11 protein-coding genes are annotated in these 13,294 nt (G+C 64.5%); 5 read left to right on the top strand and 6 right to left on the bottom strand.

The genetic code is table 11. The features are described 5' to 3' along the window. The 3 genes from leuD to ABWO90_RS06035 all read left to right on the top strand — a co-directional run bounded on the left by leuD (position 1) and on the right by ABWO90_RS06035 (position 3,481). Positions 1-633: a 3-isopropylmalate dehydratase small subunit gene (gene leuD / locus ABWO90_RS06045; RefSeq protein WP_353190301.1), complete on the top strand. Its 633-nt coding sequence runs from the start codon at positions 1-3 to the stop codon at positions 631-633. 404 nt (positions 634-1,037) lie between these two features. Next, entirely contained in the window at positions 1,038-2,357 is a 1,320-nt protein-coding gene (locus tag ABWO90_RS06040; RefSeq protein WP_353190300.1) for an MFS transporter, read from the top strand. Positions 2,358-2,497: 140 nt separating this feature from the next. Continuing rightward, positions 2,498-3,481: a M14 family metallopeptidase gene (locus ABWO90_RS06035; RefSeq protein WP_353190299.1), complete on the top strand. Its 984-nt coding sequence runs from the start codon at positions 2,498-2,500 to the stop codon at positions 3,479-3,481. A 112-nt stretch (positions 3,482-3,593) separates the two neighbouring features. On the opposite strand, the gene ABWO90_RS06030 is transcribed toward ABWO90_RS06035, so the two are convergent. The 3 genes from ABWO90_RS06030 to ABWO90_RS06020 form a co-directional block, all read right to left on the bottom strand. Continuing rightward, positions 3,594-5,042 (bottom strand): GntP family permease, encoded by a 1,449-nt coding sequence (locus tag ABWO90_RS06030; protein WP_353190298.1) that lies wholly within the window; start codon positions 5,040-5,042, stop codon positions 3,594-3,596. After that, positions 5,043-6,041: a patatin-like phospholipase family protein gene (locus ABWO90_RS06025; protein WP_353190496.1), complete on the bottom strand. Its 999-nt coding sequence runs from the start codon at positions 6,039-6,041 to the stop codon at positions 5,043-5,045. A gap of 218 nt (positions 6,042-6,259) precedes the next feature. After that, positions 6,260-6,733, bottom strand: coding sequence for a winged helix-turn-helix transcriptional regulator (locus tag ABWO90_RS06020; RefSeq protein WP_353190297.1), 474 nt, complete (start codon positions 6,731-6,733; stop codon positions 6,260-6,262). Positions 6,734-6,889: 156 nt separating this feature from the next. Here ABWO90_RS06020 and ABWO90_RS06015 point away from each other — a divergent pair, with 156 nt between their 5' ends. After that, a complete protein-coding gene (locus ABWO90_RS06015) occupies positions 6,890-7,891 on the top strand; it encodes an LLM class flavin-dependent oxidoreductase (protein WP_353190296.1) in 1,002 nt (333 codons plus the stop codon). A 64-nt stretch (positions 7,892-7,955) separates the two neighbouring features. Here the strand turns inward: ABWO90_RS06015 and ABWO90_RS06010 are convergent, their stop codons facing one another. After that, complete coding sequence (locus tag ABWO90_RS06010; protein WP_353190295.1) at positions 7,956-9,224, bottom strand: NAD(P)/FAD-dependent oxidoreductase; 1,269 nt, start codon at positions 9,222-9,224, stop codon at positions 7,956-7,958. An 86-nt stretch (positions 9,225-9,310) separates the two neighbouring features. Further along, positions 9,311-10,144: an aldo/keto reductase gene (locus ABWO90_RS06005; protein WP_353190294.1), complete on the bottom strand. Its 834-nt coding sequence runs from the start codon at positions 10,142-10,144 to the stop codon at positions 9,311-9,313. Positions 10,145-10,556: 412 nt separating this feature from the next. On the opposite strand from ABWO90_RS06005, the gene ABWO90_RS06000 reads away from it, so the two are divergent. Then, a complete protein-coding gene (locus ABWO90_RS06000) occupies positions 10,557-11,129 on the top strand; it encodes a cytochrome b (protein ID WP_353190293.1) in 573 nt (190 codons plus the stop codon). A gap of 49 nt (positions 11,130-11,178) precedes the next feature. Here the strand turns inward: ABWO90_RS06000 and ABWO90_RS05995 are convergent, their stop codons facing one another. Continuing rightward, complete coding sequence (locus ABWO90_RS05995; RefSeq protein ID WP_353190292.1) at positions 11,179-13,269, bottom strand: TonB-dependent receptor family protein; 2,091 nt, start codon at positions 13,267-13,269, stop codon at positions 11,179-11,181. Positions 13,270-13,294: the final 25 nt, after the last annotated feature.

Genomic DNA, 13,294 nt, shown 5'->3' with positions numbered 1-13,294 from the left:
ATGCAGTCATTTTCGCGTCACGTCGGGCTGGCGGTGCCGTTGGATCGAGACAATGTCGATACAGATGCCATCATGCCGAAGCAGTTCATGAAGGCGATTGCCCGGACGGGATTTGGGCCGTACGTATTTGATGAATGGCGATTCAAGGACCCGGGTTATTTCGGGAAACCGCCTGAAACACGCGTTCCGAATCCCGAATGCCCCTTGAATTTCCCTCGCTACAAGGGGGCTTCAATTCTGGTCGCCGGCCGGAATTTCGGCTGTGGCAGTTCGCGCGAACACGCGCCGTGGGCGTTGCAGCAGGCCGGGTTCCGTGTGCTGATTGCCAAAAGCTTTGGCGATATCTTTCTGAATAACTGCTACAAGATTGGCCTGTTGCCGGTTGCCCTGCCGGAGGCCGACGTCACCGCACTTCTCTCGACGGTGGCGTCTTCGCCTGGCTGCAAATTGACGGTCGACTTGCCGAGTCAAACGGTCATCGGAGCGAGTGGCGAGACGCTGAAATTTGAAACCGAGGAGACGCAGAAGGCTCGTCTGCTAACGGGTGCCGATGAGGTCGCGATCACGCTGCAGCGTTCGGATGAGGTTGCGCAGTTCGAAACTCGTCACCTGAAAGCACGGCCGTGGATTTAACCATTTAGTCGCCGCTTGAATTCCTCGCGGACGTCTGTGTTGACGCTTCCTGTCAAATGTTGGCTTCTTCTGCAAGGCGCGGAGGGCCCCTGACAACAAGCAAATTTGACCCGCTCGTAGCGTCCAGGCGCACCGTGCGGGTTTCTTTACGTTTATTGGGCCGGCAGGCACGGAATCCTGTTACGAAGTTGATTGTTCCGTGAGGGAATTCATTGTTTTGCATCAGGCCCGCGCCCCGAAATCCCCAATCAGCACTTTTGCGTGCCGAAACGGCACGGAGGCGACTTTTCTGCCGCCTACACTCCGCTTCCTGAGACTGGCAGGTGGTCCGACGGCGTGTCTCGCGCCGACATCGAGACCGCCACACATTTATCTCCAACGCCAGCGATCCAGAGGAGCAGGGCATGACAAGCAACACCAAACCCCACAATCCGTGGCGCGAGATCTGCGCCGCGAGTATCGGCAACGCACTCGAGTTCTACGATCTGCTGATCTATGGCTACTTCGCCATCGTGATCGGCCAGCTGTTCTTCCCCTCGCATGACGCCACCACGTCGCTGCTGCTCTCCGTGGGCACGTTCGGGATCTCGTTCGTCACGCGTCCGCTCGGTTCGATCATTCTCGGCAGCTACGCCGACCGCGCCGGCCGCAAGGCGTCGCTGACCGTGTCCATCGCCCTGATGATGCTGGGCACGGCCATGATCGCGTTTGCACCGACCTACGCACAGATCGGTATCTTCTCGCCGCTGATCATCATCGTCGCCCGCATGCTGCAAGGCTTCTCGACGGGCGGTGAATTCGGTGCCGCCACGGCCTTCATGGTCGAACATGCCGACGCGAAACGTCGCGGCTTCTTCGCCAGCTGGCAGATGTCGACCCAGGGTCTCGCGACGGTGCTCGCCGCCGGCGTGTCGGCCCTGTTGAGCATGCTGCTTACCGCCGACCAACTGAGTGCCTGGGGCTGGCGTATCGCCTTCGCTGTCGGTCTGCTGATCGGCCCGGTCGGTCTGTACATCCGCCGCAACATCGACGAGACGGCCGACTTCAAGAAGCTCGGCGAGAAGCAGCGCGAGAAGTCGCCGCTGCGCGAAGTCTTCGGTCGCGATCGCGCCAACATGCTGCTCGGCGCCGGTGTCGTGGCCGCCGCCACGGCGTTCAACTACGTCCACAAGCTGTACATGCCGACGTACGCCGTGAAGCAACTGCACATTCCCGCCACGTCGTCGTTCATCGGCGCGGTCGTGACCGGCGTGATGCTGATGATCGCCGCACCGGTCGTCGGACACATGTCCGACCGCTTCGGCCGCATCCGCGTGATGCTGTGGGCGCTGATCCTCGTGGGCATTACGACCTACCCGCTGTTCGTGCTGCTCAACAAGTACCCGACATTCCAGACGCTGCTCATGGTGCAGGCGCTCGTGGGGCTGCTCATCGCCGTGAGTCTCGCGCCGCTGCCGGCATTGCTGGCCGACATCTTCCCGACGAGCACGCGCGGCACCGGCCTGGCGCTGTCGTACAACTTCTCGGTGACGCTGTTCGGCGGCTTCGCCCCGCTGATCGTGACCTGGCTGATCGACGCCACGCAAAACAAGCTCGCCCCGAGCTTCTACGTGATGGCGACGGCGGTGCTGAGTATTACGGCCGTGATCTCGCTGGGCCGCCGCGTGCGCGCCGGCAAGATCGCCGGCGTGACGCACGGCACCTCGCGCACCTCGAAGGCCTGAGTGTGGCGGGACGGTCCTGCACCGTCCATCGCGCACCGCCCCCTTCAACGATGTACTGATTTCAGCCGCAACGACGACGTCCGCCGTTCCCCTACGGCGACGTCGTCATCTTTTTCGGCACCCCCTGCGGAGCATTACCCATGACCACGCTCGAAGCGATCCGCGCCGCCCTGCCGGCGTACCCCATCGAAGTTTCGTTCCCCGACATCACCCGCTGGCGCGAAGGCAACACGGGCATCGACTACCTGCACACGTTCGACAGCGGCAAGCCCGGCAAGCACGTGATGATTCTCGCGCTCACGCACGGCAATGAAGTCAGCGGCGCCATCGCCGTCGACACCTTGCTCGCGTCGGGCCTGCGCCCCGTGACGGGACGTCTGTCGCTGGGCTTCGGCAACGTCGGCGCCTATGAACAGTTCAACGCCGAGAACGCCGACGCCACGCGCTTCCTCGACGAAGACATGAACCGTGTGTGGACGGCGTCGACGCTCGACGGCGAACGTCAGAGCCGCGAGCTCACGCGTGCGCGCGCCATGCGTCCGTTCATCGATACCGTCGACCTGCTGCTCGATATTCACTCGATGCACGAAGCATCGGCCCCGCTGATGATGACCGGTCCGCTGGAAAAGGCGATTGCCCTGGCCGCCGAACTCGGCACGCCGGAGCACGTGATCATCGACAAGGGCCACGCGAACGGCACGCGCATGCGCGACTACGGTGGCTTCGGCGATGCCGCCAGCCCGAAGAACGCACTGCTCATCGAAACGGGGCAGCATTTCGCCAAGAGCGCACGCGATGTGGCACTCGACAGCGCCGCGCGCTTCCTGCTGCACGCCGGTGTGGTCGCACAGGCCGAGGTCGCACCGTTCCTGACGCAACCCGCGCCCGTGCGCCAGAAGTTCGTGGAGATTACGCAGCCGGTCGTGGCGCGCTCGATGGACTTCCGCTTCTCGCAGCCGTTCACCGGTCTGGAAGTCATCGAGAAGGCCGGCACCGAAATCGCGCGCGACGGCGACGAGATCATCGTCACGCCTTACGACAACTGCGTGATCGTGCAGCCGTCGATGCGTCACCTCGGGGTGAACGTCACGATGATGCGACTCGGGCGCCTGCTCGATCGCTGATCGCGAAAGCGCAACGGATGGCATCGGCAGCGCCGGTGTCATCGGTCGACCGCATGAAAACGGGCCGGGGATCTTGCGATCTCACGGCCCGTTGGCATTGGTGCGGACGATGTCAGAACGAGCCGACCAGCGACCCGACGACAATGACCGCGACGAGCGCGATCAGCGCACTCACGATGCTCGTCATGACGATATCGAGATAGCTCTCGCGGTGCGTGCTGCCACACACGGCAAGTAACGTGACGACCGCGCCGTTGTGGGGCAGGCTGTCGAGCGTGCCCGATGCGATGACCGCCACGCGATGCATGAGCGCAGGGTCGATGCCGTGCTGCGCGGCAAGGCTGACATAGGCCGGTCCGAGGGCGTCGAGCGCGATGGTCAGTCCGCCGGACGCCGAGCCGGTGATGGCCGCGAGCAGGTTGGCCGAGAGCGCGAGCGACACGAGCGGACCACCGTCGATGGACAACACCCAGTCGCGCACCAGTTCGAAGCCGGGCATGGCGGCGATCACGCCGCCGTACCCGACGAGACTTGCCGTCGCCAGAATCGGCAGCACGGAGGCGTTCGCCCCGGCGTCCATCGTTTTGCGCAAGGCGGGCAGACGCCGCCATTGCAGCGCGATGAGTACGGCGATGGCGCTGCCGAGCGCCACGCACACGCCCCAAACCCCCGCCACGCTCTGCAACGTGATGCCGCCCCATCTCGGTTCGGCAAGGTAGCTGGCGTCCATGCGCGGGAAGACGATTACGTTCATGACGAAGTTGACGCCGATCACGACGAGCAACGGCAGCGCGGCGGTGACGATGCCGGGCAGGGCGTCGTTTCGGTGGCCCTGCTCGATTTCCGCCGGATCGAATTCGCGTGCCACGCTGGCACGCTCGCGCACGACCGTAGGATCGGCCGTCTTGTCCCAGACCTCCTGCTCGGCATAGCCGTGCCCCGCGCGACGCGCCTGCGCTTCTCGCCACGACAGCCACCACAACCCGGCGCCGAGCATGATCGCGGATGCCATCAGCCCCAGACCGGGCGCCGCGAAGGGTGTCGTGCCGAAGAAGGGCATCGGGATGGCGTTCTGGATCGCCGGGGTGCCGGGCATGGCGGACATCGTGAAGGTCGACGTGCCGAGCGCGATTGCGGCGGGCATCAGGCGCACCGGAATGTCGGCTTCGCGAAAGAGGGCATGTGCCATCGGCGCGAGCACGAAGAACGCCACGAAGAGGCTCACCCCGCCGTAGGTGACGAGCGCACCGCCGAGCACCACCGCGAACATCGCGCGTCGCGCGCCCAGCTTGTCGGTGAGAAAGGCCGCAATGGCACGCACGGCCCCGCTGTCTTCCATCAGCTTGCCGAACAGGGCGCCGAGCAGGAACAGCGGGAAGAACTGTGCGACGAAACGCGACGCGTTCTGCATGAAGGTTTGCGTCCAGTGCGCCAGCACCGGCTCACCCGAGAGGGCGGCGGCGAGCATCGCGGCAGCCGGTGCGAGGAGCAGTACGCTCCAGCCCCGATAGGCCAGCCAGACGAGCAGCGCGAGACCGATCAGAATGCCGGCGAGCTCCATTCAGATCGTCTCCCGAAGCGCGCTCAGATCGAACGACGATTGCTGACCGAGGTCGGCGCCGTGGTCCTGCAGGAAGTGCTCGGCGCAGCGGCGGCCTTCGTCGCGAAGCATCACCAGAAAATCCCACTCCGCCGAAAGCTTCGACGAGTAGCCGAGCGTGGTCATCATGTCGCTCGCGATGCGATGCATGCGCATCTGTGCCCAGCGTCTGCCCTCGTCGTTTCCGGCATCCACCACTTCGCGCAGTACCGCGATCATGCGCAGTTCCTTGAGGAGGGTGGCGTTGAACGAGACCTCGTTCACGCGGTTGAGGATCTCGCGCGCCGAGCGTGGCACGTCGGTGCGCTCGACCGGATTGACCTGCACGAGAATCGTGTCGCACGAGGCTGTTTCGCGCACGAGCGGCGTGATGGTCGGGTTGCCCGCGTAGCCGCCGTCCCAATAGGGCTCGCCGTCGATTTCGACGGCGCGGTAGAGCATGGGCAGGCAGGCGGACGCGAGCAGCACGTCGGCGGTCATTTCCGCGTTGCGAAACACGCGTCCGCGCCCGGTACGCACGTTGGTCGCCGTGATGAAGAGCTGGATCGGGCAGGCGGCGATGCCGTCGAAATCGATGTGATCGGCGAGCAGGCGGCGCAGCGGGTTGAACTCGAGCGGCGCGAGGTCATATGGCGAAACCACGCGTGCGGCCAGATCGAAAAACATGAAGAACGGTGAGTTGTCGAGTGACCATCGGCCGAGCACGATGTCGAGCGGCGTGCGGCGCAGCGGGCTGAAGCGACCGGCGTGGGCGACGTCGCGCCAGAACTGCTCCAAGGCGCTGCGGGCGCCGTCCGGACCGCCGCGACCGTAGCCGGTGGCCAGTACGGCGGCATTCATGGCGCCGGCCGAGGTGCCGGAAATGCCTTCGATATGAAATGGCGCGCCGCTGGAGATGGCTTCAAGCAGCCGGTCGAGCACGCCCCAGGTGAAGGCGCCGTGTGCCCCGCCGCCCTGCAAGGCAAGGTCGACGGGTAAGGCGCCAGGGGCGGACTGGCTGGTCGTGGCGCGAGCGCCGGATGCCGACCGGGTGGCGGCGCTGGCGCGTTGGGGGCGTTGAGTGCGTGGCATGATCCCTCGGCGATGCGGCACTGCACCGGAGGGCGCTGGCCACGGGGTTCGTTACGAGAGTACGGTTGCAGGCGGTACGCAGTTTGCGCTGCAACATAACCACTGTCTCAGATTCGGATGAAATCGGCAACCTCGCCGCCGTCATGCGCGGATTCGTCGCACCGCTGGGGTTCCCCGGCCGTGTCGGCTGCGTCGGTAGTGTCTGTGTCGGTCGCCCGGGCGGGCTTTCCGCGGCGAAGACTCAACTGGGCGAGCACGTCGGCATGCTGGTTGCCCCATCGATAAAGCATCTCGATGGGCTCGATGAACAGTTCGCCCAGCGGCGTGAGCGTGTATTCCACCTTGGGCGGCACGACCGGATAGACCTCACGGTGAATCAAGCCGTCGCGCTCAAGCTCGCGAAGCGTCTGCGTGAGCATCTTCTTCGAGATGCCGGGCAGGCGGCGCTGTAATTCGCCAGTGCGCGTGGTGCCGCACTGCAGGGCGTACAGCACCATGCTCGTCCACTTCACGCTGAAGAGTTCGAGCACGCGTCGCGGCACGCAGGTTTCTTCGAAGACGAAGGGTTCGCGCTTGCTCATGGTAACCAAATGGTGACTATCTAACTAAAGGGTGCCTACTGGGGATTCTGGCCCTTCGTCACTATACTTTGTGGCGGTAGTGCGCGTCATCCGGTTGTCGGGTTTTGTCGGCCGATCGGCTCAGACACTGGCGCGTGCAGGTCAATGGAGAACCCCATGAGCAGTTTGTCGAAGACAGCCATCTCGATGCTGGATCTGGTGCCGGTGCGCGCCGGCGGCACGGTGGCCGAAGCCCTGAAGCAATCCACGGAACTGGCACAGCATGTCGAGCGCCTCGGTTTTACGCGCTTCTGGCTGGCCGAACACCACAACATGGATGGCATCGCGAGTTCCGCGACCGCGCTGCTGATCGGCCATATTGCGGACAAGACGTCGCGCATTCGCGTGGGCTCGGGCGGCGTGATGCTCCCGAACCACCCGCCGCTCGTGGTCGCCGAGAACTTCGGCACGCTCGCGGCGTTGTATCCGGGGCGTATCGATCTGGGACTGGGCCGTGCGCCGGGGGCCGATCAGGCGACGATGCGCGCGTTGCGGCGCGATCGCCTGTCGAACGGCGACGACTTCCCGGAGCAGGTCGCTGAGCTGCGCGCCTTGCTTGCCCCTGCGCAGCCCGGGCAGCGGTTGGTCGCCACGCCGGGGGCCGGGAGCGACATTCCCGTCTGGTTGCTCGGTTCGTCGTTGTTCTCTGCGCAACTCGCTGCGCACCTTGGCTTGCCGTACGCATTCGCTTCGCACTTCGCCCCGCGTTTCCTGTTCGACGCGATTCGGTTGTACCGCGATCTGTTCCGTCCGTCCGCAGTACTCGACAAACCTTATGTGATGGTCGGGGCGCCCGTCGTGGCCGCGCCGACCGACGAGGAAGCACGGTTCCTCGCGACGTCGTCGCAGCAGAAGATTCTCGCGCTCATGCGCGGGCAGAGCCTGAAGCTCCAACCGCCTGTGGACGACATGGACGCGCGCTGGGATCCGGCCGAGCAGCACTCGGTGGAGGCGTTCCTCGGCGTGGCGGTCGTGGGTGGGCCCGAGCGCGTGAAGGCGGGGTTGTCAGATCTCGTCGAGCGCACGCAGGCCGACGAGTTGATGCTCGTGACCGATGTCTACGACCCGGCGTTGCGCCTGCGGTCGTGCGACATCGTCGCGGCGGTTTGCAAGGACTGAGGACATCAATCTGTGACGAGACAGCCGCGCGGCTGCCTCGTCATGTGGGTGTCGTCGGTGAACGTCAGCGAAAGCGGCCGACGGAGAACGGAGAAAGGTCGATGGCAGGGCGCCCGCCCGACACCAGAGTCGCGATCGTTCGTCCGGTCGATGCGGCGGCGGTGAGGCCGACGTGGCCATGGCCGAACGCATAGAAGGCGTTCGGAACCTTCGACGCCGCACCCAGCACCGGCAGCGAATCGGGCGTACTGGGGCGGAAGCCTTGCCAGCGTGCGCCGTCGACCGATTGCGTCGGCTTCGTGCCCTGTACCGCGCGAGGAAACATCTTGTGCAACTGGCCGAGCAACAGGTCGGCGCGTCGCCAGTTCGGCGGCGCTTGCAGGCCTGCCAGTTCGACGGTGCCGGCGCCACGCAGTCGACCGTTCATCGGTGTGGCGAACAGTTTGCCCTCGGCCCACATCACTGGACGGGAAGGCATTTCGTCCGGTGACGGAATCTCCACGTGATAGCCGCGTTCCGTATCGAAGACGATGCTGTCGCCCAACTGACGCACGAACGGTGCCGACCATGCGCCGGCGGCGACCACTACCGCGCTTGCGGCTTCGCGTCCCTTTTCCGTGTGAACGGCCACGGCCTGTGCACCATTCGTTTCGATGGCGGTGGCGGCAGCGTCGACCACCCGGCCGCCGCGCGCGACGACCTGTTCGGTCAGGCGAGCCAGTAGCGCGCCAGGGTCCAGCGTATGCCCCGTCTCGCTGATGTAGCGTGCGCCGACGAAATCGTGCGAGAGCGTCGGTTCGAATTCGCGCAGGGCCTGCGCGTCCAGCGTTTCGATGTCGACGCCATTCTCGCGACGCAGCGCCATGCCGCCTTCGTCGCCCGTCATGCCATCCTGGCTGGAATACGCAATGAGATAGCCGCGACGCGTTACGAGATCGTTGGCGTTTGCGTCGTCGAGCAACGGCTGATAGGCGTCGAGCGCGGGGCCCAGCAGCGCGCGCAACGCACGTGCCTGCGCCTTGACGCGCCCGGGCTGACTGGCCGCCACGAAACGGGTCAACCAAGGCACCATGCGCGGCAGATACGACCAACGCAAGACCAGCGGTCCGTCCGGTTGCATCAGCCAGCCCGGCACCTGCCACAACACGCCGGGCATGGCGATGGGCACGACCGACGAACCGTTGATGCAGCCCGCGTTACCCAGCGACGCTGCCTGACGCGCCGACTGCCTGTCGACGATGACCACGGCGTGCCCGGCACGCTGAAGATACGCGGCGGTACACACGCCGACCAAACCGCCCCCGATGACGACGACGGGATGCGAATCGCTCATGAAACCGTCCTGCTGAAAATGCGAAAGCGCCTAGTGTACTGCGTTGCAGGCGCCGCACTGAACGGCTTCAAAATTCGCAAATTCGTTCAGATCATCTCCAGCGGGCGTTTGCGCGACGGTGATTCGAAGTGATGATCGAGCATCGCGAGTTCGTCGGCCGTCAGATCGATATCGTGCGCGGCGCGGTTGGCGCGCACGTGGGCTTCCGTACTTGCCTTGGGGATCGCAATCACGCCCGGACGGCTCAAGACCCAGGCCAGCGCAACCTGCAGCGGTTCGACGTTGCGCGCGCGGGCGATGTCGCCAAGCACGCCGTTCGTCGGCAGCCGCCCCTGCTCGATGGGGGAATACGCCATCATCGGCAAACCGCGCGCCACCAGCCACGGGGCGAGGTCGTACTCGGGACCCCGGCGAGAGAGGTTGTACAGCACCTGATCGGTTGCGCACGCGTCGCCGCCCGGTGCATCGAACAATTCCTCCATGTCATCGGTATCGAGGTTGCTCACGCCCCAATGCCGGATCTTGCCCGCTTCGCGCAGGGCTTCGAAACCCGCGATGGTCTCCTCGAACGGTTCGCCGCCGCGCCAGTGCAGCAGGTAGAGATCGAGCCGGTCGGTGCGCAGCCGCTCGAGACTGCGCTCGCAAGCGGCGATCACACCGCGTCGCGACGCGTTGTGCGGATAGACCTTGCTGACGAGGAATACCTGATCTCGAAGGCCGTCCAGGGCTTCGCCAACCAGGCGCTCGGTCGCGCCTTCGCCGTACATCTCAGCCGTATCGACGAGCGACATGCCGAGCGACACGCCCAGGCGTAACGCGGCAATTTCATCGCGGCGGCGCTCCGGCTTCTCGCCCATCATCCAGGTGCCCTGACCGAGCACAGGCACAGTGTCACCTTGCGGGAAAGCAATAGTTCGCATGATGTGTCCTCCTGAGTCTTTGTCTTTATTATCGGCCCGCATGTCGAGCGCTGACCAGTGTGGTGAGGGCTTCGCGCAACACTTCGCGGTGCCGTCCTATCTTTTGGGACGGATTCGTCCTATCCGTCCATCGGACATCTCCGCTATTGCATTCGTGCGTGCGCTCTCTCGGATAGTTCACAAACCTTCGACGGCATCGCCGCGATAGGCTGATCTCACCGATGCGCAGGGCGAATGTTGCTCCGCAGCGAGACGGCGCGGTGATGCCTTCCGTCTTGTGCATCGGTTTCGCGGCGACGTTGCGCCGCGCCACCGAGGAACCCGTAACAAATGTGACAATTTGCGACCTTTTCGCGTAACGGTACGAAGGCCATAATGGGAAACCCCCCGATAGAAGAGGAGTCCCCCCGAAATGGACAACGCGATCAAATTCCGTTCCCCCGGCCCTTCGCTCTCGCCTTCCGGGCGCTACGCGCCGCCGGCGATCTTCTTTCACTGGGCCGTGGCGCTATTGATCGTGATCGCGTATGCGGCCGTCATCACCAAAGGCTATCTGCCCAAGGGAAGTGCGCCCCGGGCGTTATCGATGACGATTCACGAATGGGCGGGCATTGCCGCGCTGGTGCTGGCCGTGCCGCGGTTGCTGTGGCGGTTGATCAAGGGCTCGCCGGGGGCATTGCCGGGGCAGGGATGGTTCGTGCGCACGTCGTCCGCGTTGGTGCACCTGCTGCTTTACGTGTTCATGTTTGCGCAGCCGGTGTTGGGGTATCTCACACTCAACGCGGGCGGACACGTACTCACGATTCCGGGACTGGATATCGCCTTGCCGCAGTTCATCGGTCAGAACGACGATCTGCGTCGCTCGATCAAGGATATTCACGAGACGATCGGCAATGCGTTCTACTGGGTGATCGGCCTGCACGCGCTGGCGGCGCTGTGGCATCACTACTTCCGTCGCGACGACACCTTGCGCCGGATGCTGTAACCCACGACCGGTGAGACGGCCGTGGGTCACACGATGCGTCTGATGGGAATCAGAATGCGAATCGAACCCCGGCGAAAACGCTGCGGCCATCGCCCGGGTAGAACACCGCAGTATTGGCCGTGCGTGCATCGGTCACGGTGCTGAAGTCCGTCACGTAGCGCTTGTTCGTCAGGTTTCGGGCATCGACGTAGAAGGTCACGCCACGTTGCACGACGTATGACGCCTGCAAGCCAAGCAGCGTGTAGCCGGGTACGCGCATCGTGTTGGCGTAGTCGACCCAGGCGCCCGTCGGTACCCAGTCAAGCGAAGCGGCGATCTGGAAGCGATCCGTCAAGGCGTAGCCGAGGGTCGTGCGCAACACGTTCGTGGGGACACCGGCAATGCGGTTGTTGCCGTACTGCGGGTCGTCGCGGAAGCGGAAGTCGCTGTAGTTCCAGATCTGCGACAGCGTAATGCGATCGCCGGTGGCCACCACGTTCCTGAACAGATCGACCGAAGCGCCGACTTCGAGCCCCTGGAGCACGGTCTTGTTCGCGTTGAAGGTCGCGGCCGGGATATCGGGCGACGTCGTGTATTGCAGCAACTGGTCGCGCACGAGCGAGCGGTACGCGGTGATATCCCACGCCACGCGATCGAGCTTGCCGCGCGTACCCGCCTCGATCGTCCACGCGTGCTGCGACGCGAGCGGCACGAAGCGCGAGGTCGCGCCAAACGTCTGCGACAGATCGGTGAAGTCGGGCACGTCGGCGCTGCGCGTCACATCGATGAAGGCCTGCACGTCCTTGCGCGGCTCCCACAGCAGGCCGATCTTCGGATTGACGCCGGAGTAGGCGGCGCTCGTCGAACGGTAGTTGGGGTCGCCTGCGAGGCCGCCGTAGTCGATGTACTGGCGAACGTCGCGATAGGCCTTTGCGCCGATCATGAGGCCCAGCGTCGGCAGGAAGAACAAACGGTTCTCGAAGTACGCCTCGTAGTTGTAGGCGCTTTGACGGGCGTCGAGCGTTTGCGCGCCGCGGTTACCGTTCACGTTGATGTATTGCTCTGCGCGCGTGTTGCCGCCGAAGAACCGGGCGCCGACGATCAGGTCGTTGCGCATGCCTGCGAGGGTCAGGTTGGCGGTGTAGCGGGGGGCGACGCCGTAAGTCCAGCCGTCCTGATCGATGACCTGGAAGATCGGGTGATACAGGCTCTTGTGGATGACCCACGAGGCGATATCGAGCTGACCGGTATCGAAGCGGATGGTGGTCAGGTTGCCGAGACGCTCGGTGCGTGTGTTGCGCGCCTGATCTCCGGAGACCGCAGATGCCGCCGCCTTCGTCGGGTTGTTCAGCGCGTCGAACAGCGACAGTGAGCCCGGCAGCTTCTGGTCGACGATATATGCGCCGAAGAAGAAGCGCGTTTCCACGCGCGGCGAAAACTTGTAACCGAGGTTGGCGTTGATCTGTGCGTAGTTACCTTTGTCGTGATCGCGGAAGCCGTCGGCGCGATTGAGTGTCACGGTCGCGAGCGCGTCAAGCGGGCCGAAGATGCGCGACATCTGTCCGCTGGCGCGCACTGTGCCGAAACTGCCGCCTTCAATGCGGAACTGATTGGGCGCCTCGGCGGTGTAAGCCGTGGGGGTCACAAAATTCAATGCGCCGCCCAGCGTGGTCGAGCCGTACGCGAGGCCATTGCCGCCCTTGTAGACCTCGGTCGAGCGCAAGCCGAGCGGATCGATCTGGTAATAGTCGCCGCTGCCGTCCGCCGAATTGGTCGGTATGCCGTCCTGAAGCAAGTCGAGGCCGCGCACGTGATAGCCGCGCGCGATGCCCGAGCCGCGAATCGATACCCGCAGCTCCTGCCCGTAGCGGTTCTGGACATAGACCCCGGGGGTGTCCTTGAGCACGTCGCGCAGGTTGAAGGCGTAGGTGTTCTGATAGGAATCGGCGTCGATGAAGCTCACGGCGCCGGCCGTCTGGAACAGATTCGCCTTCTGTTCGTCGACACTCGGCGAGGTCAGCGATTCGGCCGGTGCGGTAACGACGGTGACCGGGAGTGTGGCTTCCGGATTGGCGGTGAGTGCGTGTGCTGCGCTGCCCATCGAGGCGAGGGCGAGCGCGATGGCCGTTTGCAACGGCTTCTGCGTAAATGAGCGCGACATGAGGGTCTCTCTCGCGACCGCGTGG

This window comes from Pandoraea pnomenusa (assembly GCF_040391475.1).
Classification (GTDB): domain Bacteria; phylum Pseudomonadota; class Gammaproteobacteria; order Burkholderiales; family Burkholderiaceae; genus Pandoraea; species Pandoraea pnomenusa_C.
This window is presented reverse-complemented; position numbering and strand designations above follow the sequence as displayed.